Raw genomic sequence first — 24,058 nt, 5'->3', positions numbered from 1 at the left:
CTATTTACCACGAGGCTTGCGCTTAGGTTGCTGCTGTTTCGGCTCTTCAATCTGTGGCAGCATTCCGTCCAGAACTTCACCTTTGAAGATCCAAACTTTAATACCAATCACACCGTATTGAGTGTGACTTTCAGAGGTTGAATAGTCGATATCAGCACGCAGTGTATGCAAAGGTACACGACCTTCACGGTACCACTCAGAGCGCGCAATCTCAGCACCGCCTAAACGGCCACTAACTTCAACTTTGATACCTTGAGCACCAATACGCATTGCGTTTTGTACTGCACGCTTCATAGCGCGACGGAACATAACACGACGCTCTAATTGCTGTGCAATTGAGTCAGCAACTAACTTGGCATCTAGCTCAGGTTTACGGATCTCAGCGATGTTAATTTGAGCAGGAGTGCCAGCCAGTTTTGAAACTGCAGCACGCAATACTTCAACGTCTTCACCTTTCTTACCGATCACAACGCCTGGACGGGCAGTGTGAATAGTAACGCGGATGCTTTTCGCTGGGCGTTCGATAACAATCTTAGATACTGATGCAGCTTGCAGTTTGTCTGCAAGATACTTACGCACTTCCCAGTCGCTGTTCAGGTTATTTGCATAATCTGACTTATCTGCGTACCAGGTAGAGATCCAAGGCTTGGTGATACCCAGACGGATACCATTAGGATGTACTTTCTGTCCCATTGCTCTCTCCTAGCGATCTGATACAACCACAGTGATGTGGCTGGTACGCTTCATGATACGATCAGCGCGGCCTTTAGCACGTGGCATGATACGCTTCATAGTTGGACCCTCGTCAACGAAGACGGCGCCTACTTTTAGCTCATCAATGTCAGCGCCTTCGTTGTGTTCGGCGTTTGCGATAGCTGAGTCAAGTACTTTTTTAACCAGTACGGCGGCTTTCTTTGGGCTGAAAGTCAGAATTTCGAGGGCCTTAGCAACAGGCAAACCACGAATTTGATCAGCAACTAGACGAGCCTTCTGCGCAGACGTACGGGCAAAACGATGTTTAGCTAAAACTTCCATCTTATTCCTCCCGTATTAACGCTTCTTCGCTTTCTTATCAGCAGCATGGCCGCGATAAGTGCGAGTTGGTGAGAATTCACCAAGTTTGTGGCCGATCATTTCGTCAGTTACGAACACAGGAACGTGCTGACGACCATTATGGACAGCGATGGTCAAACCAATCATATTTGGAATGATCATAGAGCGACGTGACCAAGTCTTAATAGGCTTCTTGTCACCTGCTTCCATCGCTTTCTCTACCTTCTTCAGCAAGTGCAGGTCAATGAAGGGACCTTTCTTGAGAGAACGTGGCATGGCGAATCCTCTTACTATTTATTACGACGACGTACGATGTACTTGTCAGTGCGCTTGTTACTACGAGTCTTATAACCCTTAGTTGGCACACCCCATGGAGTCACTGGGTGACGACCACCAGAAGTACGGCCTTCACCACCACCGTGTGGATGGTCTACCGGGTTCATTGCAACACCGCGAACTGTTGGGCGAACGCCTCTCCAGCGCTTAGCACCTGCTTTACCTAACTGGCGTAGCATGTGTTCGGCATTACCAACTTCACCAAATGTTGCGCGGCAATCAACTGGCACTTTGCGCATTTCGCCAGAGCGAAGACGTAAAGTGGCATATGCGCCATCACGAGCAACAACTTGTACATAAGCACCCGCTGAACGCGCGATCTGAGCACCTTTACCAGGCTTCATTTCAACAGCGTGCACAACAGAACCTACTGGAATGTTGCGCAGTGGCATTGCGTTACCGGTTTTGATTTCGGCTTCAACACCAGACTGGATCTTGTCGCCAGCTTGCATGCCTTTAGCTGCAAGGATGTAACGACGCTCACCATCCGCATACAGTACTAACGCGATGTGCGCAGTACGGTTTGGATCGTATTCCAGACGCTCAATTTTTGCAGGGATACCGTCTTTATCGCGTTTGAAGTCGATTAAACGGTAGTGCTGCTTGTGACCGCCACCAACGTGACGAACAGTGATACGGCCAGTGTTGTTACGGCCACCACTTTTAGATTTTTTCGCCAACAGGCCAGCAAAAGGTTTACCCTTGTGCAGGTCAGAGTTCACCACTTTAACAACGTGGCGACGACCTGGAGAGGTTGGCTTACACTTAATAACTGCCATGATAATTCTCCTTTGCTTACTCAGCGCCGCCGACGAAATCGATGTCAGCACCAGCAGCTAAAGTCACGTAGGCTTTTTTCCAATCGCTACGACGGCCAGCACGGCCACCAGTACGTTTAGTTTTGCCTTTGCTCACTAAAGTGCGAACTGATTCGACTTCAACTTCAAATAGCTTAGCAACAGCAGCTTTGATTTCAGCTTTAGTTGCATCGATAGCTACGCGGAAAACAACAGTGTTGTGCTTCTCAGCATTCACAGTGCTCTTTTCAGAGATGTGAGGTGCAAGAATTACTTTTAGCAAACGTTCTTCGCGGATCATCATGCTAGCATCTCCTCGATTTGCTTAACTGCATCAGCAGTCACAAGCACTGTGTTGAACGCGATCAGACTTACTGGGTCTAGACCTGCAACGTCACGAACGTCAACCTTGTACAGGTTGCGAGCTGCTAAGAATAAATTCTCGTCAACTTCTGAAGTCACAATTAACACGTCTTCTAAGTTCATTGCTTTCAGTTTAGCTTTCAGCTCTTTAGTTTTAGGAGCTTCAACGCTGAATGATTCAACAACAACCAGACGGTCTTGACGTACCAGCTCAGACAGAATGCTTTTCAGCGCGCCGCGGTACATCTTCTTGTTAACTTTTTGGCTGTGATCTTGAGTTTTAGCAGCGAAAGTTACGCCACCGCCACGCCAGATTGGGCCCTTAACACCACCCGCACGAGCGCGGCCAGTGCCTTTTTGGCGCCATGGCTTTTTGCCAGAGCCAGTTACTTCCGCACGAGTCTTTTGAGCACGAGTGCCCTGACGTGCGTTTGCAGCGTATGCTACAACTACCTGATGAACCAGTGCCTCGTTAAAGTCACGGCCGAAGGTAGTTTCGGAAACTTCAAGAGCGCTTTGCGCGTCTTTCAATACCAATTCCATTACTATCTCCTCAGACCTTAAGCTTTAACTGCAGGCTTGATGATCAGGTCGCCGTTAGTTGCGCCCGGAACAGCACCTTTAACCAGTAGCAGGTTACGTTCAACATCTACACGTACAACGTCTAGATTTTGAGTAGTAACACGCTCGGCACCCATGTGGCCTGACATTTTCTTGCCTTTAAATACGCGACCAGGCGTTTGGTTCTGACCGATAGAACCGTTCGAACGGTGCGACAAAGAGTTACCGTGAGTCATATCTTGAGTACGGAAGTTCCAACGCTTAACACCGCCTTGGAAGCCTTTACCTTTAGATTGACCAGTAACGTCAACTTTCGCTACATCAGCGAAGATACCTACATTTAGCTCAGCACCAACTTCAATGCCTTCGCCTTCACCGTCTGCCAGACGCAATTCCCACAGTCCACGACCGGCTTCAACACCGCTCTTGGCAAAGTGACCTGCTTCTGGTTTAGTGATGCGATTGGCTTTTTTGGTACCAGTAGTAACTTGAAGAGCGCGGTAACCGTCAGTTTCTAAAGTTTTCACTTGAGTAACACGGTTGCCAGCAACTTCAATTACTGTAACAGGTATAGAAACACCATCTTCAGTGAAGATGCGAGTCATACCAACTTTACGACCAATAAGACCGATAGCCATCTCTCAAACCTCTTCTAAGGATCTCAATTAACCCAAGCTAATCTGTACGTCGACACCAGCCGCAAGATCTAAACGCATTAGAGCGTCTACAGTCTTTTCAGTTGGCTCTACGATGTCAACCAGGCGCTTGTGAGTACGTAATTCGTACTGGTCACGAGCATCTTTATTAACGTGCGGAGAGATCAAAACGGTATAACGCTCTTTGCGCGTAGGTAGTGGAATTGGACCACGTACTTGGGCGCCTGTACGCTTAGCAGTTTCAACGATTTCCGCTGTAGACTGATCAATTAAGCGATGATCAAATCCTTTTAAGCGGATACGGATTCTTTGGTTCTGCATTGACCAGAGCTCCTAAAATGGACACATAAAAAATCACCCTCTAGCTTCTTCCTTACTGGAAAAGCAGAGCGAGATGATTTAACCGTTCGACTCCCAATCGGAGCCGCTATGATAATGACAAGTTCATTGACTTATCATTTAATTCGCTAACCTAGGTTAACGAGGGGGCCATTATACTTATCTAAAATTAGATTTCAAGCCCGCTGTGTAAATAGTCATCAAAAAGACTATTCAACTTCAGAGTGGCGAGCATTTTACACAAATTTCAGAATAACACCAGCCCAAAATAAAAAAGGAAGCCGAAGCTTCCTTTTTCAGTACTATAGCAAGTTCGCGATTAAGCGAAAATCTTAGCTACAACACCAGCGCCTACTGTACGGCCACCTTCACGGATTGCGAAGCGTAAACCTTCGTCCATCGCGATTGGGCAGATCAGAGTCACTTTCATCTTGATGTTGTCGCCTGGCATTACCATCTCTACGCCTTCTGGCAGTTCGATAGTACCTGTCACGTCAGTTGTACGGAAGTAGAACTGTGGACGGTAGCCTTTGAAGAATGGAGTGTGACGACCACCTTCTTCTTTTGACAGAACGTAAACTTCTGATTCAAAAGTAGTGTGTGGGTTGATTGAACCTGGCTTAGATAATACTTGACCACGTTCTACGTCATCACGCTTAGTACCACGTAACAGGATACCACAGTTCTCACCTGCACGACCTTCGTCAAGCAGCTTACGGAACATTTCAACACCAGTACAGGTAGTCTTAGTGGTTGCACGGATACCAACGATTTCTACTTCGTCACCAACACGTACGATACCACGCTCAACACGGCCTGTTACTACTGTACCACGGCCAGAGATTGAGAAGACGTCTTCGATTGGCATCAGGAATGGCTTATCGATATCACGCTCTGGTTCTGGAATGTAAGAATCCAGTGCAGCGGCTAATTCGATGATCTTCGCTTCCCACTCTGGCTCGCCTTCAAGGGCTTTCAGAGCAGAACCTTGGATAACTGGTAAGTCATCACCTGGGAAGTCGTATTCTGATAACAGTTCACGTACTTCCATTTCTACTAATTCTAACAGCTCAGCATCGTCAACCATGTCACATTTGTTCATGAATACGATGATGAATGGTACGCCTACTTGGCGAGACAGCAGGATGTGCTCACGAGTTTGTGGCATTGGACCATCAGTAGAAGCTACTACCAGGATCGCGCCGTCCATCTGTGCAGCACCAGTGATCATGTTTTTAACATAGTCAGCGTGGCCTGGGCAGTCTACGTGTGCGTAGTGGCGAGTTGGTGTATCGTATTCGATGTGAGAGGTATTGATGGTAATACCGCGCTCACGCTCTTCTGGAGCGTTATCGATTTGAGAGAAGTCTTTAGCTTCACCACCGTAGGTCTTAGCCAGTACGTGAGAGATAGCTGCAGTCAGAGTGGTTTTACCATGGTCAACGTGACCGATGGTGCCCACGTTAACGTGAGGCTTATTACGTTCAAATTTAGCTTTTGCCACGATATATTCCTTTCTTTTCAGAATAATCCTGTATCAACAGGACCATATTACATTTATGTCGTAACTTAAAATTAGCTACGAGATTCAATAATCGCTTTCGCAATGTTTTGCGGTGCATCAGTGTACTTCAAGAACTCCATGGAGTAGGAAGCACGACCCTGAGTCGCAGAACGCAAATCAGTTGCATAACCAAACATTTCAGAAAGAGGCACTACAGCATGGACTATTTTGATGCCACCGAAGCCATCATCCATACCTTCAATCAAACCACGACGACGGTTTAAGTCACCAACCACATCGCCCATGTAGTTCTCAGGAGTAGTTACTTCTACTTTCATGCAAGGCTCGAGCAACACAGGATTCGCTTCGAGCGCACCCTTTTTGAAGCCCATAGAACCCGCAATTTTGAACGCCATTTCATTCGAGTCCACATCGTGATATGAACCGTCGAACAGAGTGACCTTCACGTCCAACACAGGGAAGCCGGCGAGAACACCGTTCTTCATCTGCTCTTGGATACCTTTATCAACCGCAGGAATGAATTCACGTGGAACTACACCCCCAACGATCGCGTTGATAAATTCGTAACCAGCGCCTTCTTCATTAGGCTCTAGTTTTAACCAAACATGACCGAATTGTCCACGGCCACCTGATTGGCGTACAAATTTACCTTCAGCCTCGACTGATGCGCGAATGGTTTCGCGGTAGGCCACTTGTGGCTTACCAACGTTACACTCAACACCAAATTCGCGACGCATACGGTCAACGATAATGTCTAAGTGTAACTCACCCATTCCAGAAATCAGTGTTTGTGATGATTCTTCGTCAGTCTCAACCCGGAAAGATGGATCTTCCGCTGCAAGTTTTTGCAGCGCGATACCCATTTTATCTTGGTCCGCTTTAGACTTAGGCTCAACGGCAATGGTAATTACTGGCTCAGGGAACTCCATGCGTTCCAAGATCACCTTATGATCAGGATCACAAAGTGTATCACCCGTGGTGACTTCTTTCAGACCGATAGCCGCAGCGATATCACCTGCACGTACTTCTTTCAGTTCGGTACGGTCATTAGCGTGCATTTGCACGATACGGCCGATACGTTCACGCTTCTGTTTAACAGAGTTATAAACGCCAGAACCTGATTCGAGTACGCCAGAGTACACGCGAATAAAGGTCAAAGTGCCCACGAACGGGTCTGTAGCAATCTTAAATGCCAACGCCGCAAAAGGGGCATTGTCATCTGATGGGCGCTCAACTTCTTGCTCATCGTCATCAATGCCCTTAATTGGAGGCACATCGACAGGGGCTGGCAAGAATTCCACAACCGCATCAAGAACCGCTTGAACGCCTTTGTTCTTAAATGCAGAACCACAGGTCGCTAAAACGATTTCATTATTAATAGTACGCTGACGCAGTGCCTTTTTGATCTCGTCTTCTGACAGTGTGCCTTCTTCAAGGTACTTGTCCATCAGTTCATCCGAGGCCTCGGCTGCTGCCTCAACCAGATACTCATGCATCTCAGCCGCTTTATCGGCTAACTCTGCAGGGATCTCTTCATAAGAGAAAGTCATACCCTGGTCCGCTTCGTTCCAGTTAATGGCTTTCATCTTGATTAAGTCGATCACGCCAGTGAAGTTTTCTTCTGCGCCAATATTCAGCTGAATAGGCACACAAGTCGCTCCTAGGCGAGTTCTGATTTGCTTCACTACACGTTCAAAGTCCGCACCTGCGCGGTCCATCTTGTTAACAAACACTAAGCGTGGAACGCGGTATTTGTCAGCTTGACGCCAAACGGTTTCTGATTGAGGTTCAACACCTGAAGAACCACAGAAAACCACGACAGCGCCGTCGAGAACGCGCAAAGAACGTTCAACTTCAATAGTGAAGTCAACGTGACCAGGGGTATCGATGATATTGATGCGGTGTTCAGTGAATTGAGCATCCATACCACGCCAGAATGTAGTGACAGCAGCCGAGGTGATAGTAATACCACGCTCTTGCTCTTGTACCATCCAGTCAGTGGTCGCGGCGCCGTCATGCACCTCACCGATTTTATGAGACAAACCGGTATAGAACAGAACACGTTCTGTTGTGGTGGTTTTACCTGCATCCACATGAGCACAAATACCGATATTACGATAACGCTCAATTGGGGTTGTACGAGCCACTATTATACCCTCTCCACCAAGACAGTTGCCTTGGCAATATCAACAACAATGGTGTGGGCCTAAGCCCACACCATCAGATTACCAACGGTAATGAGCAAAGGCCTTGTTAGCTTCAGCCATGCGGTGCACGTCTTCACGCTTCTTAACAGCAGTACCTTTGTTTTCAGACGCATCTAGCATTTCACCTGCTAGACGTAAAGCCATAGATTTTTCACCACGCTTACGAGCAGCTTCAACTAACCAGCGCATCGCCAGTGCGTTACGACGCACAGGACGAACTTCACATGGTACCTGGTAAGTAGAACCACCAACGCGACGAGATTTAACTTCGACTGATGGGCGTACGTTGTCCAGGGCTGCTTCAAGAACGTCTAAATGGTTAGCGCCTTTCTTTTCAGCGATAACATCTAGCGCCTTGTAAATGATTTTTTCTGCAGTCGACTTTTTGCCGTCTTGCATAATGACGTTGATGAACTTAGCCAGCAACTCACTGTGAAACTTTGGATCTGGTAGGATTTTACGTTGTCCTACAACGCGACGTCTTGGCATAACAATTCTCCGTATGCTTCAGGGATTTCCAAAACTGGAATTCTCAAAATAAAACTAGCTTGGCCTTACTTAACGGATTGCGTTAAGACTTAGGACGCTTAGCACCGTACTTAGAACGACCTTGGCGACGAGTGTTCACGCCAGCACAGTCTAGGGCGCCACGAACAGTGTGATAGCGCACACCTGGTAAGTCTTTAACACGACCACCACGGATTAAGATCACGCTGTGTTCCTGCAGGTTGTGGCCTTCACCGCCGATGTACGAAGTAACTTCGAAACCGTTAGTTAAGCGCACACGAGCTACTTTACGTAGTGCAGAGTTAGGTTTTTTAGGGGTAGTAGTGTACACACGTGTACATACACCACGTTTTTGTGGGCACGCGTTCAACGCAGGCACGTTAGTCTTGTCGACTTTAGGTGCGCGTGGCTTACGTACCAACTGGTTTACAGTTGCCATGTATAGCTCCGAAACAGTTGAATCAAACTCAACGATAAGGTGTGAAAAATCTATATCCCACAATGGTGGGACGCGGAATTTTAGAAAGGTAATGCCTGACTGTCAAGAAATAGCCAACTTTTGCGGCATTTTACAATAAAAAAGGCGCCATAGGCGCCTTTTTGTTACAAACTGATTACTTAATCTTGGCTACCAGCCAGGTTTAAGAGGTCTGCAAGGTTTTGTTCTGCTTCACTTGCAGTGATCTTATTCACTACAACTGGCTCGTCTTTCTTAGCACGGGCATCGTTACGGGTCTTGTGATAAGCATAACCAGTACCAGCTGGGATCAGACGGCCAACGATTACGTTCTCTTTCAGACCACGTAAGTTATCAGACTTACCACCTACGGCAGCTTCTGTCAGTACGCGAGTGGTTTCTTGGAACGATGCTGCAGAGATAAACGATTCTGTTGCCAGAGACGCTTTGGTAATACCCAGCAGTTCACGCTCGAAGGTCGCAGGCACTTTGCCTTGTTCGATCAGGTCGCGGTTAGCGATCTTCACGCGAGACACTTCAACTTGTTCGCCTTCTAAGAACTCACTGTCACCCGCAGAGGTGATCACGCACTTACGCAGCATTTGACGGATGATCACTTCGATATGCTTATCGTTGATCTTCACGCCTTGTAGACGGTATACGTCTTGTACTTCGTTCACAATGTAGTTTGCTACGTTGTGGATGCCACGTAGACGCAGAATGTCGTGCGCCGCTTCTGGACCGTCAGCAATAACTTCACCACGTTCGACTTTTTCACCTTCGAACACGTTTAAGTTACGCCATTTCGGGATCATCTCTTCGTACTGTTCACCACCATCCGCTGGTGTAATCACCAGACGACGCTTGCCTTTAGTCTCTTTACCAAACGAGATGGTACCAGAGATTTCCGCCAGAATAGCTGGCTCTTTTGGCTTACGAGCTTCGAACAGGTCAGCAACGCGTGGTAGACCACCCGTGATGTCGCGTGTTTTAGACGATTCTTGTGGAATACGTGCTAACGCGTCACCCACTGCGATTTGCGCGTTGTCGTCGAGGTTAACGATCGCACTGCCTGGTAAGAAGTATTGTGCAGGTACTTCAGTACCTGGGATCATCAGGTCGCTACCGTCAGCACCAACCAGACGGATCATTGGGCGCATTTCTTTACCCGCTGAACCACGTTGACCCACGTCGAGGATCACGATTGAAGACAGACCAGTCAGTTCGTCTGTTTGACGAGTCATGGTCACGCCGTCGATCATGTCAACGAACTTAATACTACCCGCCACTTCAGTGATGATTGGGTGAGTATGTGGATCCCAGTTAGCGATGATATCGCCCGCTTCTACCGCAGCTTCTTCTAACTTCTCGAGCACAGTACCGTAAGGCACTTTATAACGCTCTTTCTCACGACCTAACTCGTCGATGATCGCCAGTTCAGAAGAACGAGAAACGATAACCAGCTTGCCGTCAGTGTTAGTTACGTACTTAGCGTTGTGCAGTTTCAACGAACCAGAGTTCTTCACTTGAACGTTGTTTTCTGCAGACGCTCTCGATGCCGCACCACCGATGTGGAACGTACGCATCGTTAACTGTGTACCTGGTTCACCGATTGATTGCGCCGCGACAACACCGATGGCTTCGCCGTGGTTAATCAGGTGACCACGAGCTAAGTCACGGCCATAACATGCCGCACACACACCGAAGTCGGTATCACAGGTAATTACTGAACGTACAATCACTTCGTCGATTGAGTGTTCTTCTAACTTGTCACACCATGCTTCATCGAGCAGAGTGTTACGTGGCGCAAGCACATCTTCAGTACCTGGGTACAGAACATCAACCGCAACCACACGACCCAGTACGCGTTCACGTAATGGCTCAACAACGTCACCACCTTCGATCAGCGGCTTCATTGTCAGACCTTCGTGAGTACCACAATCGTCTTCGATGACCACTAAGTCTTGAGCAACGTCAACCAGACGACGAGTCAGGTAACCCGAGTTCGCTGTCTTCAATGCGGTATCGGCAAGACCTTTACGCGCACCGTGGGTTGAGATGAAGTACTGAAGAACGTTCAGACCTTCACGGAAGTTCGCCACGATTGGGGTTTCGATGATCGAACCGTCTGGTTTCGCCATCAGACCACGCATACCCGCTAACTGACGGATCTGTGCGGCACTACCACGAGCGCCCGAGTCGGCCATCATGTAAATGCTGTTGAACGATGCTTGTTTCTCTTCAACGCCATCACGGTTAATCACTGTCTCAGTTGACAGGTTTTCCATCATCGCTTTAGAAACTTTTTCGTTCGCACTTGCCCAGATGTCGATTACTTTGTTGTAACGCTCACCCGCGGTTACCAGACCTGATTGGAACTGCTCTTGAATTTCGAGCACTTCTGCTTCAGCGTCAGCAACTAAGGTGTACTTCTCAGCTGGGATCACCATGTCGTCGATACCGACAGATGCACCAGAGATAGTGGCGTAACGGAAACCTGTGTACATCAGTTGGTCAGCGAAGATAACAGTATCTTTCAGACCTAATTGACGGTAACAAGTGTTCAATAGTTTAGAAATCTGCTTTTTGCCCATGTTCTGGTTAACCAGATCAAATGACAAACCTGCTGGCAGAATTTGTGACAGCAGAGCACGACCCACAGTTGTATCTACGATACGACGTTGCTCAGTACGCTCACCATTGTCACCGATAACGGTTTCAGTGATACGCACTTTCACGCGGGCATGCAGTTCAGCAGCGCCAGTTGCGTAAGCTTTTTCAACTTCAGCAACAGACATAAAGTACATACCTTCACCACGGCCGTTGATACGCTCACGGCTGGTGTAGTACAGACCTAATACCACGTCTTGAGATGGAGTGATAACAGGCTCGCCGTTCGCAGGTGACAGGATGTTGTTGGTAGACATCATCAAAGCACGAGCTTCAAGCTGCGCTTCCAGTGTTAACGGTACGTGTACCGCCATTTGGTCACCGTCGAAGTCGGCGTTATATGCCGCACAAACGAGTGGGTGTAACTGGATCGCTTTACCTTCAATCAGTACAGGTTCGAACGCTTGGATACCCAGTCTGTGCAGTGTTGGTGCACGGTTAAGCATCACTGGATGTTCGCGGATCACTTCATCTAGAACGTCCCAAACTTCCGCCACTTCACGCTCTACCATCTTCTTAGCAGCTTTAATGGTTGTCGCTAAGCCACGACCTTCCAGCTTGCCATAGATGAATGGCTTGAACAGTTCCAGTGCCATCTTCTTAGGAAGACCACATTGGTGCAGACGTAAAGTAGGACCTACGGTAATTACCGAACGACCTGAGTAGTCAACACGCTTACCTAACAAGTTCTGACGGAAACGACCTTGTTTACCTTTGATCATGTCGGCCAAAGATTTCAGAGGACGTTTGTTAGAACCAGTAATAGCACGACCACGACGACCGTTATCTAATAGCGCATCAACGGACTCTTGTAACATACGCTTTTCGTTGCGTACGATGATGTCCGGCGCAGCTAAATCTAACAGACGCTTCAAACGGTTGTTACGGTTGATCACGCGGCGATACAGATCGTTCAGATCTGAAGTCGCAAAGCGGCCGCCATCGAGCGGTACCAGCGGACGTAAGTCAGGTGGTAACACAGGCAGTACTTTTAAGATCATCCACTCTGGCTTGTTGCCAGAAGTGTGGAACGCTTCCATCAACTTAAGACGTTTAGTCACTTTCTTGCGACGAGTCTCAGAGTTGATTGATGGCAGCTCTTCACGCATTTGTTCGATTTCTTTTTCGAGATCGATTGCGCGCAGCAGTTCTAATACCGCTTCAGCACCCATCTTAGCTTCGAATTCGTCACCGTATTCTTCTAGTGCATCCAGATAGTTTTCTTCTGTCAGCATTTGGCCACGTTCAAGGCTGGTCATGCCAGGCTCGATCACGACGAAAGATTCAAAATACAGTACGCGTTCGATATCACGCAGCGTCATGTCCAGCATTAAACCGATACGGGACGGCAGTGATTTCAAGAACCAAATGTGGGCAACTGGGCTAGCCAGTTCAATGTGACCCATACGCTCACGACGTACTTTAGTCTGGGTAACTTCTACACCACACTTTTCACAGATCACACCACGGTGCTTCAAACGCTTGTACTTACCGCACAAACATTCGTAATCTTTGACCGGGCCAAAGATACGCGCACAGAACAGACCTTCACGCTCAGGCTTGAAGGTACGGTAGTTAATGGTTTCTGGCTTCTTAACTTCACCAAAAGACCAAGAACGGATCAGATCAGGCGATGCCAGACCAATTTTGATGCCGTTAAATTCTTCAGTCTTGCTTTGCTGTTTCAGAAACTTTAATAAGTCTTTCACGTTTCTCTCCTGAAGGAGTTAAACCGGGTGCTCCGCTCGCACGGAGCACCATTCTGTTGCCAAACGCGGCTAAATACCTGCGCTTATTCCTGATCCAACTCGATGTTGATACCGAGTGAACGGATCTCCTTCAGTAATACGTTGAAGGACTCTGGCATGCCAGGCTGCATCTGATGGTTACCGTCGACGATGTTCTTATACATCTGAGTACGACCGTTAACGTCATCCGATTTCACGGTGAGCATTTCTTGAAGCGTATAAGCGGCACCGTATGCTTCGAGTGCCCACACTTCCATCTCACCGAAACGCTGACCACCGAACTGAGCTTTACCGCCCAGTGGTTGTTGAGTCACTAAGCTGTACGAACCGGTAGAACGGGCGTGCATCTTGTCGTCAACTAAGTGGTTCAGTTTGAGCATGTACATGTAACCTACAGTTACTGGACGCTCAAATTCGTTACCGGTACGACCATCAAATAATTTCAGCTGACCAGAGGTTGGCAAGCCTGCAAGCTCAAGCATCTGCTTGATCTCTTTCTCTTTAGCACCGTCGAAGGCTGGCGTAGCAACTGGGATACCGCCTTTCAGGTTGTTCGCTAAGCGCAGTAACTCATCGTCAGTGAATGAATCGATGTCAACGCGCTGCTGCACTTCGTCACCTAATTCGTACACTTGCTTGATGTAGTTGCGAACTTCTGCAAGTCCCTTCTCGCGCTGATCTTCCAGCATGGCAGCAATCTTGTTACCAATACCTTTAGCAGCAGCACCTAAGTGAACTTCAAGAACCTGACCGATGTTCATACGTGATGGAACGCCTAACGGGTTCAATACGATGTCCACAGGGTTGCCTTGCTCGTCGTACGGCATGTCTTCAATTGGGTTAATCTTAGAGATAACACCCTTGTTACCGTGACGACCCGCCATCTTGTCACCTGGTTGGATAGTACGTTTAACCGCTAAGTAAACCTTAACGATCTTCAGTACGCCTGGTGCCAAGTCATCACCTTGGGTGATCTTGCGACGTTTGATTTCAAACTTCTTATCGAAGTCTGCTTTCAGCTCTTCATGCTGTTCAGCTAATTGCTCAAGCTCAGTTTGTTTGGTTTCATCGTCAATAACTTGAACCAATACATCTTTACGTGGCAATGCTGCGATTTGTGCTTCAGTGAAACCGGCACTTAATAATAAGTTGCGCGCACGGCTCAATACGCCTTCTTCAAGGATCTTGAACTCTTCGCCTAAGTCTTTACGAGCTTGGGCAATGTGCATTTCTTCGATTTCAATGGCGCGTTTGTCTTTCTCAACGCCGTCACGGGTAAATACCTGAACGTCGATGATGGTACCTTTAACAGAGTTAGGTACACGCAGTGAGCTGTCTTTCACATCAGACGCTTTCTCACCGAAGATGGCACGCAGTAACTTCTCTTCTGGTGTCAGTTGGGTCTCGCCTTTTGGCGTCACTTTACCAACCAGAATGTCACCGCCCTTCACTTCTGCACCGATGTAAACGATACCTGACTCGTCGAGTTTCGACAGAGCAGATTCACCTACGTTTGGAATGTCAGCAGTGATTTCTTCGCTACCCAGCTTGGTATCACGAGCGATACAAGACAGCTCTTGAATGTGGATAGTGGTGAAACGGTCTTCCTGTGCAACACGCTCAGAAATTAAGATCGAGTCTTCGAAGTTGTAACCGTTCCAAGGCATGAACGCGATACGCATGTTCTGGCCAAGGGCTAAGTCACCTAAGTCAGTAGACGGACCGTCTGCTAACACGTCACCACGAACCACTGGCTCACCAACAGAACAGCAAGGACGTTGGTTGATACAAGTGTTTTGGTTAGAACGGGTGTACTTAGTCAGGTTGTAAATGTCGATACCGGCTTCGCCTGGGCGCAGCTCGTCTTCATTTACTTTAACTACGATACGGCTCGCATCAACGTAATCGATCACACCGCCACGTTTAGCGGCGACTACTACGCCTGAGTCCACAGCTAACGTGCGCTCAATACCAGTACCGACCAGAGGCTTCTCTGATTTCAGCGTTGGTACCGCTTGACGTTGCATGTTCGCACCCATCAATGCACGGTTCGCGTCGTCGTGTTCTAAGAACGGGATCAGTGACGCAGCAACAGAGATGATCTGTTGTGGCGATACGTCCATGTATTGAATGTCAGACGCGCGCATAAAGGTAGATTCACCTTTGTGACGACATGCGATCTGCTCTTCAACCATGCGGCCTTCAGAGTCAACTTCAATGTTCGCCTGTGCAATCACATAACGACCTTCTTCAATCGCTGACAAGTATTCCACATCGTCAGTGATCACACCGTCTACCACTTTGCGGTATGGTGTTTCTAAGAAGCCGTAAGAGTTAGTACGGGCAAAGCTTGCTAATGAGTTGATCAGACCAATGTTTGGACCTTCAGGGGTCTCAATTGGACATAAACGACCATAGTGCGTTGGGTGTACGTCGCGGACTTCGAAGCCAGCACGTTCACGGGTCAAACCACCTGGGCCGAGAGCAGAAATACGACGCTTATGCGTTACTTCTGACAGCGGGTTGTTTTGGTCCATGAATTGTGACAGCTGAGAAGAACCGAAGAACTCTTTCACTGCAGCAGAAATTGGCTTAGCGTTGATTAAGTCTTGTGGCATCAGCTCGTTCAGATCGCCTAATGACAGACGTTCACGCACGGCGCGCTCAACACGGACCAGACCAACACGGAATTGGTTTTCAGCCATTTCACCCACAGAACGAATACGACGGTTACCTAAGTGGTCGATATCGTCCACTTCGTCGAAGCCGTTACGGATGTGAATGATGTTCTTCATTACTGCAACGATGTCTTCTTTAGACAGTACGCCGCTACCTTCGTCATCAGGAATGCTGAGACGACGGTTGAACTTCATACGACCTACTTTAGACAGGTCATAACGTTCTTCGCTGAAGAATAAGTTTTGGAACAGGGCTTCTGCTGCATCTTTGGTTGGTGGCTCACCAGGACGCATCATGCGGTAGATCTCAACTAACGCTTCTAAGCGGTTAGTGGTTGGATCGATACGCAGAGTGTCAGAGATGTAAGCACCGTGGTCTAGCTCGTTGATGTACAACGTGCTCAGCTCTTTGATGCCTGCCAGTGATAACTTCGCTAAGTCTTCTAAGCTGATTTCACTGTTAGCAGAAACTAATACTTCACCCGTGTCCGGATCGATGTAATCTTGAGCAGCATATTTGCCCACGATGTACTCAACTGGTACTTCGAGTTCAGTGGTGTTGGTTTTTTCGAGTTGGCGAATATGACGTGCAGTCACGCGACGGCCCGCTTCAACCAATACAGTACCTTCAGCATCCTTGATGTCGTAGCTGGCGGTTTCGCCACGCAGACGCTCAGGCACTAAGGTCATAACCAGAGTATCTTTCTTGATCTTGAATTCAACACGTTCGAAGAACAGGTCGAGGATCTCTTGAGTAGAGTACTCTAATGCGCGCAGAATGATGGTCGCAGGTAATTTACGGCGACGGTCAATACGTACGAACAGCGCATCTTTAGGATCGAATTCAAAGTCTAACCATGAACCACGGTAAGGAATGATACGTGCGTTATACAGCACCTTACCTGATGAGTGGGTTTTACCACGGTCGTGATCGAAGAATACGCCTGGGCTGCGGTGTAATTGAGATACGATTACACGCTCAGTACCGTTGATCACAAAGGTACCGTTGTCAGTCATCAATGGGATATCGCCCATGTAGACTTCTTGTTCTTTAATATCTTTTACAGTGCCGGCCGCTGCTTCACGATCATACAACACCATGCGTAATTTAACGCGCAGTGGAGCTGAATATGTAACACCACGGATCTGACACTCTTTCACATCAAAAACAGGCTCGCCAAGCTTATAGCTGACGTATTGCAGTTCTGAATTACCAGAAAAGCTCTTGATGGGAAAAACGCTACGGAAGGCGGCTTCTAGACCGCGCTCACCGGTAGGATCTTGATCGGTGAACTTCTTAAAAGAGTCTAACTGAATAGACAAAAGGTAAGGAATATCCAACACCTGTGGACGCTTACCAAAGTCTTTGCGAATACGCTTCTTTTCAGAATAGGAGTAAACCATGGGTTTCCTCTGCTTGCGAGATGTGACCAAGACTGAACTTATAACAATCGTCATTAAATTCAGCACGTTTGCCCATCACCGTTGATGGCAAGAACCTAACCAGTAATCTCTGCTAGGGACTGCAAAATTTGGCGATAAACGGTGAAAAAAAATCGCCGACGCATATAGCGCAAAAAAGGCCGACGGTTAAAAAACCGCCAGCCTCCACCCAATTGGCTTGGGTGAGTAAGCTACATAATAGCTTACTTGATCTCTACTGTAGCACCAGCTTCAACCAGTTCTTTCTTCAGAGCTTCAGCTTCTTCTTTAGAAACGCCTTCTTTAACTGCTACTGGAGCAGCTTCAGACATTGCTTTAGCTTCTTTCAGGCCTAAACCAGTTGCGCCACGGATTGCTTTAATAACAGCAACTTTGTTGTCGCCGTGAGCAGTTAACATAACAGTGAATTCTGTTTGTTCTTCAGCAGCAGCACCTGCATCAGCAGCACCGCCAGCAACTACTGCAGCAGCAGCAGAAACGCCGAACTTCTCTTCCATAGCTTCGATCAGTTCAACAACTTCCATTACAGACATAGCTGCAAAGGCTTCTAAGATTTGGTCTTTAGTGATAGACATAACAAATGTTTCCTATTGTTCTGAATTCAATTTTATTAAGCAGCCAGCTTAAAATTAAGCGGCTTCTTGTTTTTGATCGCGCAGGGCGGCCAGAGTACGAACGAACTTGCCAGCAGATGCTTCTTTCATAGTCATCATTAACTGTGCTAGTGCTTCTTCGTATGTTGGCAGTTTCGCCAAACGATCAATGTCAGCTGCAGGGATGAAATTCCCTTCAAAGGCTGCGCCTTTAACTTCGAAGTTAGCTTGCTCTTTAGCAAAGTCTTTTAACAGACGAGCTGCAGCACCTGGGTGCTCGTTAGAGAAAGCAATCAAAGTTGGGCCAGTGAACGTTTCTGCTAGGCACTCAAATGCAGTACCTTCAACAGCACGACGAGCCAGAGTGTTACGTACTACACGTACATAAACACCAGCTTCACGAGCTTTTTTACGCAGACCGGTCATAGCACCTACAGTTACACCGCGTGAATCAGCGGCTACTGCAGATAGCGCACCTTTGGCAGCTTCGTTGACTTCAGCAACAATCGCTTTTTTGTCTTCGAGTCTTAATGCCATTGGCTTTACTCCTGGATTCCACCTAGGGTATTCCCCTAGTATTTACCATACTAAATACTTATGTATTTAGTGACTTACGGTGCAGATTATCCAGTAAAAAATTTAGCTGGGGCCTGACACCGTCTACGCAGGAAATTAAGTAAACCGATAAGGAAAACACCTGCGGTCTTGGACGGAAGCCCGTTTCACGATGTTTTACACATCAAAAACAGGCTTCAACCCACAAAGTGCGCGCATTATAGACTAATGCGCGTACCTTGTAAAATTAGTTAGCTGTATCGAGAGTCGCTTGGTCGATAGCTACACCTGCACCCATAGTGGTAGAGATGCTAACTTTCTTCACGTATACACCTTTAGCAACTGCAGGCTTAGCCTTTTTCAGTGCAGAGATTAACGCTTCCAAGTTTTCTTTCAATTGAACTGGTGTGAAATCCACTTTACCGATAGTAGTGTGGATAATACCGTTCTTGTCGTTACGGTAACGAACTTGACCAGCTTTAGCGTTCTTAACTGCTTCAGCAACGTTTGGTGTTACTGTGCCAGTTTTTGGGTTAGGCATTAAACCACGTGGGCCTAAGATTTGACCTAACATACCAACAACGCGCATTGCATCTGGAGATGCGATAACTACGTCGAAGTTCATTTCACCGGCTTTGATTTGCTCAGCCAGATCATCCATACCAACGAGTTCTGCACCAGCAGCTTTTGCAGCTTCAGCATTTGCACCTTGTGTAAATACTGCAACGCGAACTTCACGACCAGTACCGTGTGGTAATACAGTAGCACCACGAACGTTTTGGTCTGATTTACGTGGGTCGATACCCAGGTTAACAGCAACGTCAACACTTTCAACGAACTTAGCAGTTGCTAATTCTTTTAACAGAGCAACAGCGTCGTTGATTTCGTATAACTTAGTACCGTCAACTTTCTCGCGGATTACGCGCATGCGTTTAGTTAGTTTTGCCATTATATTAACCCTCTACAACCAAACCCATTGAACGCGCAGTACCTTCGATTGAGCGAGTCATCGCTTCAACATCAGCACCAGTCATATCGGCCGCTTTCAATTCAGCAATTTCTTGAATCTTAGCACGAGCGATAGTACCTACTTTCTGAGTGTTTGGACGTGGAGAACCTGATTTCAGGCCTGCAGCAGTCTTCAGTAAGTAAGAAGCTGGCGGAGTCTTAGTTTCGAAAGTGAATGAACGGTCACTGTATACAGTGATCACGACTGGAATAGGCATGCCTTTTTCCATTTTTTCTGTACGGGCGTTGAACGCTTTACAGAATTCCATGATGTTCACACCTTTCTGACCCAGAGCTGGACCAACTGGTGGTGAAGGGTTCGCAGAACCTGATTTCACTTGTAGCTTAATATAAGCATCAATCTTTTTTGCCATCTGACATTTCCTCAGTTTGGGTTCAAACGCGCATCAGCGACATGCCGACGTGCTCCCCCGAAAACAACGGGTGCGGATTATATAGAAATCCGCACCCGTTGCCAAACGGATTTTTGTATTTAATTTAATCAGCCTTTTTCGACCTGATTAAAATCGAGCTCAACAGGTGTAGAACGACCAAAGATCATTACTGACACTTTTACGCGGCTCTTGTCATAATCCACTTCTTCAACAGTACCGTTAAAGTCAGCAAATGGACCATCACAAACACGCACCACTTCGCCCGGCTCAAAAATAACACGGTGAGTCGGTGAAGCTGTGGTTTCTTGTAAGCGACGCAGAATTGCATCCGCTTCTCTATCTGAAATTGGGGCAGGACGATCAGAAGTTCCGCCAATAAAGCCTAAAACACGCGGGATGCTTTTGACTAAATGCCAGCTGTCATCGTTCATTTCCATCTGGACTAACACATAGCCCGGGAAAAACTTACGCTCGCTCTTACGACGCTGGCCTGCACGCATTTCGATGACTTCTTCAGTCGGAACTAATACTTCGCCGAAGTATTGTTCCATGCCGTGCATTTTAATGTATTCAATCAGTGACTTACAAACTCGGCCTTCATAGCCTGAGAATGCCTGCACTACATACCATCTTTTTTTAGCTTCTTTAGCTTCAGTCATTCGAGGTGCCTATACGCCAGTGATGAAATTGACAATGTGCATTAACACTGCATCTAAACCCCATAAAACAAGGGCTAAAATACCTGTTGCAGCAAGGACAATAAAAGTGGTGTTAAGCGCTTCTTGACGTGTTGGCCATACGACCTTGCGCACTTCAATTTGCGACTCACGAGCGAACGCTAAGGCTTTTTTACCCTTTTCTGTTTGCAGTGCAATAAAACCAGCAATAGCGAATGCAACGATAACAGCCAGTGCGCGGATCACGGCACTTGTCTCGCTATACATCTGATTGCCAATAACAGCAGCGGCCAGCAATAGGATCGCTAAACCCCACTTCACGATATCCAGAGAGTTAGTCTGGTTTTCAGTATTTGTTGTCATCGGTTATTCCGTTACTCAATACGGCCTGAGCTTGAGCACAATAATTAGGGACATACGACCCAGTTACAATACGCTTTAGATACTCTGCATTCCGAATACCCTTAGAAACGCATCATGTTGCATAAGCTCAGGGTCAAAAATCGGCCATAGATTGTATTCTTATTCGACTTTGTTAGCAAGGATGCACAGCCGTTGCAACCCACAAAACCTAGTAAATAATCGACTTAAACAAAAAAGGAAGCCGAAGCTTCCTTTTTCAGTACTATAACTAGTTCGCGATTAAGCGAAAATCTTAGCTACAACACCAGCGCCTACTGTACGGCCACCTTCACGGATTGCGAAGCGTAAACCTTCGTCCATCGCGATTGGGCAGATCAGAGTCACTTTCATCTTGATGTTGTCGCCTGGCATTACCATCTCTACGCCTTCTGGCAGTTCGATAGTACCAGTCACGTCAGTTGTACGGAAGTAGAACTGTGGACGGTAGCCTTTGAAGAATGGAGTGTGACGACCACCTTCTTCTTTTGACAGAACGTATACTTCTGATTCAAAAGTAGTGTGCGGGTTGATTGAACCTGGCTTAGATAATACTTGACCACGTTCTACGTCATCACGCTTAGTACCACGTAACAGAATACCACAGTTCTCACCTGCACGACCTTCGTCAAGCAGCTTACGGAACATTTCAACACCAGTACAGGTTGTCTTAGTGGTTGCACGGATACCAACGATTTCAACTTCGTCACCAACGCGTACGATACCACGCTCAACACGACCAGTTACTACTGTACCACGGCCAGAAATTGAGAATACGTCTTCGATTGGCATCAGGAATGGCTTATCGATATCACGCTCTGGTTCTGGAATGTAAGAATCCAGTGCAGCGGCTAATTCGATGATCTTCGCTTCCCACTCTGGCTCGCCTTCAAGGGCTTTCAGAGCAGAACCTTGGATAACTGGTAAGTCATCACCTGGGAAGTCGTATTCTGATAACAGTTCACGTACTTCCATTTCTACTAATTCTAACAGCTCAGCATCGTCAACCATGTCACATTTGTTCATGAATACGATGATGAATGGTACGCCTACTTGGCGAGACAGCAGGATGTGCTCACGAGTTTGTGGCATTGGACCGTCAGTAGAAGCTACTACCAGGATCGCGCCGTCCATCTGTGCAGCACCAGTGATCATGTTTTTAACATAGTCAGCGTGGCCTGGGCAGTCTACGTGTGCGTAGTGGCGAGTTGGTGTATCGTATTCGATGTGAGAGGTATTGATGGTAATACCGCGCTCACGCTCTTCTGGAGCGTTATCGATTTGAGAGAAGTCTTTAGCTTCACCACCGTAGGTCTTAGCCAGTACGTGAGAGATAGCTGCAGTCAGAGTGGTTTTACCATGGTCAACGTGACCGATGGTGCCCACGTTAACATGGGGCTTATTACGTTCAAATTTAGCTTTTGCCATGGTATTGCCTCAATCCAAGAGTCTTGGTGATGAAAACATACATATAGAAAAAATCCGATGCATATAAATGACATCGAACCGATTATTTAGGTATAGGAGCTTAATTTAGAAAGGCTGGTGCTGATAGGCAGATTCGAACTGCCGACCTCACCCTTACCAAGGGTGTGCTCTACCAACTGAGCCATATCAGCAACTAAATTTGGAGCGGGCAGCGGGAATCGAACCCGCGTTATCAGCTTGGAAGGCTGGAGTAATACCATTATACGATGCCCGCGCAACCTAACTAAGGCTACCTAACTACCTAGAAAATGGTGGAGGGAGAAGGATTCGAACCTTCGAAGGCGGAGCCGTCAGATTTACAGTCTGATCCCTTTGGCCACTCGGGAACCCCTCCAGTAAAATGGTGCCGGCACCAAGAGTCGAACTCGGGACCTACTGATTACAAGTCAGTTGCTCTACCAACTGAGCTATGCCGGCAAATCATTTCGGAACGGGATATTAGGTAAATGTGTGCCCAAGTGCAAGCAAAAATCGACGATTTGTTTAAAAAAAGCAATCAAATGATGCTTTTTTACACTTAAACCAAGGCTGTAGTGCAATTATTCTGCGAATACTCAAGCCTGACCAATAAACGGGGCATCGAGAATAGATTTTATATTGTCGATACTTAAGTCATGGTGTACTGTGCGATCCCTAAGCCGAGGAAAGCCAATGACGTCAAAAAATCCAATTCAAAAAGCACTCTATCTTGCCTTTGAGCGCGCGCAATGGTCTGTTTTACGGGACGCAGTGCCGATGACACTGAGTGAACAAGACTTGGAAAATTTGCGCGGTATTAATGAGAAGGTCTCCCTCTCAGAAGTGACCGACATTTACTTGCCACTCAGCCGGTTACTCAATCTCATCGTAAAATCGAAGCAACAACGTGGCTTAGTCTTAGATGAGTTTCTCGGCCAAAAACCCTCAAGTAGCCCTTATATCATTAGTATCGCTGGCAGCGTTGCTGTGGGCAAAAGTACCACTGCGCGTATTTTGCAAGCCTTGCTGCGCCACTGGCCTGAGCATCCTAAGGTCGATTTAGTCACTACCGATGGTTTTCTGTATCCTTTGGCTGACTTAAAACGCAAAGGCCTGTTGCAGCGTAAAGGCTTTCCCGAAAGCTACGACATGAAGATGTTGGTCGAATTTATTTCAGCGGTAAAATCGGGGCAAGTCCATGTGAATGCGCCTATCTATTCCCACGTGACTTACGATCGTATTCGCGGCCAACATCAAACGGTTTCTCAGCCCGATATTTTGATCTTAGAAGGGCTCAATGTACTGCAAACCGGTTTAGATTCACCGGTTGATATACGTCGCCCCTTCGTCTCCGACTTTGTCGACTTCTCCATTTACGTCGATGCTGAAGAGCACTTATTAAAGCAGTGGTATCAAGAGCGCTTTTTGCAGTTCCGCAAAGGTGCCTTCAGTGATGAAAAGTCGTATTTTCATCACTATGCCAGCCTAACGGATGATGAGGCGAATGCCATTGCAGCGAAGATTTGGGACACGATCAACGGCCCCAATCTACAACTCAATATTCAACCAACAAGAGAGCGAGCACATCTGATCCTGCAAAAAGGCCAGGATCACTTGATGTCCCACGTATTGTTACGCAAATAAT

Annotated in this window: 22 protein-coding genes and 4 tRNA genes; 1 reads left to right on the top strand and 25 read right to left on the bottom strand. The window is 47.2% G+C overall.

All coding sequences use genetic code 11. The features are described 5' to 3' along the window. The 25 genes from rpsC to K0H60_RS01205 form a co-directional block, all read right to left on the bottom strand. Complete coding sequence (gene rpsC, locus K0H60_RS01325; protein WP_011070621.1) at positions 1–693, bottom strand: 30S ribosomal protein S3; 693 nt, start codon at positions 691–693, stop codon at positions 1–3. A gap of 9 nt (positions 694–702) precedes the next feature. Next, positions 703–1,035 (bottom strand): 50S ribosomal protein L22, encoded by a 333-nt coding sequence (gene rplV / locus K0H60_RS01320; protein ID WP_006083595.1) that lies wholly within the window; start codon positions 1,033–1,035, stop codon positions 703–705. A 15-nt stretch (positions 1,036–1,050) separates the two neighbouring features. Next, positions 1,051–1,329, bottom strand: coding sequence for a 30S ribosomal protein S19 (rpsS, locus tag K0H60_RS01315; protein WP_006083596.1), 279 nt, complete (start codon positions 1,327–1,329; stop codon positions 1,051–1,053). A gap of 14 nt (positions 1,330–1,343) precedes the next feature. Then, the gene (gene rplB, locus K0H60_RS01310; RefSeq protein WP_011621028.1) at positions 1,344–2,168 is read right to left on the bottom strand and encodes a 50S ribosomal protein L2; all 825 of its coding nucleotides are present in this window, start codon (positions 2,166–2,168) and stop codon (positions 1,344–1,346) included. Between the two features lie 16 nt (positions 2,169–2,184). Further along, positions 2,185–2,487: a 50S ribosomal protein L23 gene (gene rplW / locus K0H60_RS01305; RefSeq protein ID WP_039977607.1), complete on the bottom strand. Its 303-nt coding sequence runs from the start codon at positions 2,485–2,487 to the stop codon at positions 2,185–2,187. Further along, complete coding sequence (gene rplD, locus K0H60_RS01300) at positions 2,487–3,092, bottom strand: 50S ribosomal protein L4 (protein WP_011070618.1); 606 nt, start codon at positions 3,090–3,092, stop codon at positions 2,487–2,489. Before rplD ends, rplW begins: the two co-directional genes overlap by 1 nt. 17 nt (positions 3,093–3,109) lie before the next feature. Beyond that, positions 3,110–3,748, bottom strand: coding sequence for a 50S ribosomal protein L3 (gene rplC / locus K0H60_RS01295; RefSeq protein ID WP_011070617.1), 639 nt, complete (start codon positions 3,746–3,748; stop codon positions 3,110–3,112). Positions 3,749–3,775: 27 nt separating this feature from the next. After that, positions 3,776–4,087, bottom strand: a complete 312-nt coding sequence (gene rpsJ / locus K0H60_RS01290) for a 30S ribosomal protein S10 (RefSeq protein ID WP_011070616.1) — start codon at positions 4,085–4,087, stop codon at positions 3,776–3,778. 337 nt (positions 4,088–4,424) lie between these two features. Beyond that, on the bottom strand, positions 4,425–5,609 hold the full coding sequence (tuf, locus tag K0H60_RS01285; protein ID WP_011715454.1) for an elongation factor Tu: 1,185 nt from the start codon (positions 5,607–5,609) through the stop codon (positions 4,425–4,427). Positions 5,610–5,680: 71 nt separating this feature from the next. Beyond that, positions 5,681–7,777, bottom strand: coding sequence for an elongation factor G (fusA, locus tag K0H60_RS01280; protein WP_086904167.1), 2,097 nt, complete (start codon positions 7,775–7,777; stop codon positions 5,681–5,683). A 78-nt stretch (positions 7,778–7,855) separates the two neighbouring features. Further along, positions 7,856–8,326 carry a 30S ribosomal protein S7 gene (rpsG, locus tag K0H60_RS01275; protein WP_011715460.1) on the bottom strand — a complete coding sequence of 157 codons (471 nt, stop codon included), beginning with the start codon at positions 8,324–8,326 and terminating at the stop codon, positions 7,856–7,858. An 82-nt stretch (positions 8,327–8,408) separates the two neighbouring features. After that, positions 8,409–8,783 carry a 30S ribosomal protein S12 gene (gene rpsL / locus K0H60_RS01270; protein ID WP_011715459.1) on the bottom strand — a complete coding sequence of 125 codons (375 nt, stop codon included), beginning with the start codon at positions 8,781–8,783 and terminating at the stop codon, positions 8,409–8,411. Positions 8,784–8,962: 179 nt separating this feature from the next. Next, positions 8,963–13,180, bottom strand: coding sequence for a DNA-directed RNA polymerase subunit beta' (rpoC, locus tag K0H60_RS01265; protein WP_011715458.1), 4,218 nt, complete (start codon positions 13,178–13,180; stop codon positions 8,963–8,965). An 83-nt stretch (positions 13,181–13,263) separates the two neighbouring features. Beyond that, the gene (gene rpoB, locus K0H60_RS01260; RefSeq protein WP_011715457.1) at positions 13,264–17,301 is read right to left on the bottom strand and encodes a DNA-directed RNA polymerase subunit beta; all 4,038 of its coding nucleotides are present in this window, start codon (positions 17,299–17,301) and stop codon (positions 13,264–13,266) included. A 242-nt stretch (positions 17,302–17,543) separates the two neighbouring features. Continuing rightward, positions 17,544–17,915 (bottom strand): 50S ribosomal protein L7/L12, encoded by a 372-nt coding sequence (gene rplL / locus K0H60_RS01255; protein ID WP_011624800.1) that lies wholly within the window; start codon positions 17,913–17,915, stop codon positions 17,544–17,546. 54 nt (positions 17,916–17,969) lie between these two features. Continuing rightward, complete coding sequence (gene rplJ / locus K0H60_RS01250) at positions 17,970–18,470, bottom strand: 50S ribosomal protein L10 (protein WP_011070609.1); 501 nt, start codon at positions 18,468–18,470, stop codon at positions 17,970–17,972. 265 nt (positions 18,471–18,735) lie between these two features. After that, positions 18,736–19,437, bottom strand: coding sequence for a 50S ribosomal protein L1 (rplA, locus tag K0H60_RS01245; RefSeq protein ID WP_011715456.1), 702 nt, complete (start codon positions 19,435–19,437; stop codon positions 18,736–18,738). 4 nt (positions 19,438–19,441) lie between these two features. Then, a complete protein-coding gene (gene rplK / locus K0H60_RS01240) occupies positions 19,442–19,870 on the bottom strand; it encodes a 50S ribosomal protein L11 (protein ID WP_011621019.1) in 429 nt (142 codons plus the stop codon). Between the two features lie 128 nt (positions 19,871–19,998). Beyond that, a complete protein-coding gene (gene nusG / locus K0H60_RS01235; RefSeq protein WP_011715455.1) occupies positions 19,999–20,550 on the bottom strand; it encodes a transcription termination/antitermination protein NusG in 552 nt (183 codons plus the stop codon). A gap of 9 nt (positions 20,551–20,559) precedes the next feature. Then, a complete protein-coding gene (gene secE / locus K0H60_RS01230) occupies positions 20,560–20,931 on the bottom strand; it encodes a preprotein translocase subunit SecE (protein WP_011621018.1) in 372 nt (123 codons plus the stop codon). 279 nt (positions 20,932–21,210) lie between these two features. After that, complete coding sequence (gene tuf / locus K0H60_RS01225; protein ID WP_011715454.1) at positions 21,211–22,395, bottom strand: elongation factor Tu; 1,185 nt, start codon at positions 22,393–22,395, stop codon at positions 21,211–21,213. A 115-nt stretch (positions 22,396–22,510) separates the two neighbouring features. Next, positions 22,511–22,586 (bottom strand) — tRNA-Thr (locus K0H60_RS01220). 9 nt (positions 22,587–22,595) lie between these two features. Further along, a tRNA-Gly gene (locus tag K0H60_RS01215) sits at positions 22,596–22,669 on the bottom strand. A 35-nt stretch (positions 22,670–22,704) separates the two neighbouring features. Continuing rightward, positions 22,705–22,789 (bottom strand) — tRNA-Tyr (locus K0H60_RS01210). Positions 22,790–22,796: 7 nt separating this feature from the next. After that, positions 22,797–22,872 (bottom strand) — tRNA-Thr (locus K0H60_RS01205). Positions 22,873–23,106: 234 nt separating this feature from the next. Here K0H60_RS01205 and coaA point away from each other — a divergent pair. Further along, positions 23,107–24,057: a type I pantothenate kinase gene (gene coaA, locus K0H60_RS01200; RefSeq protein ID WP_220057027.1), complete on the top strand. Its 951-nt coding sequence runs from the start codon at positions 23,107–23,109 to the stop codon at positions 24,055–24,057. Position 24,058 lies beyond the last annotated feature (1 nt).

Source organism: Shewanella mangrovisoli, from assembly GCF_019457635.1.
GTDB lineage: Bacteria > Pseudomonadota > Gammaproteobacteria > Enterobacterales > Shewanellaceae > Shewanella > Shewanella mangrovisoli.
This window is presented reverse-complemented; position numbering and strand designations above follow the sequence as displayed.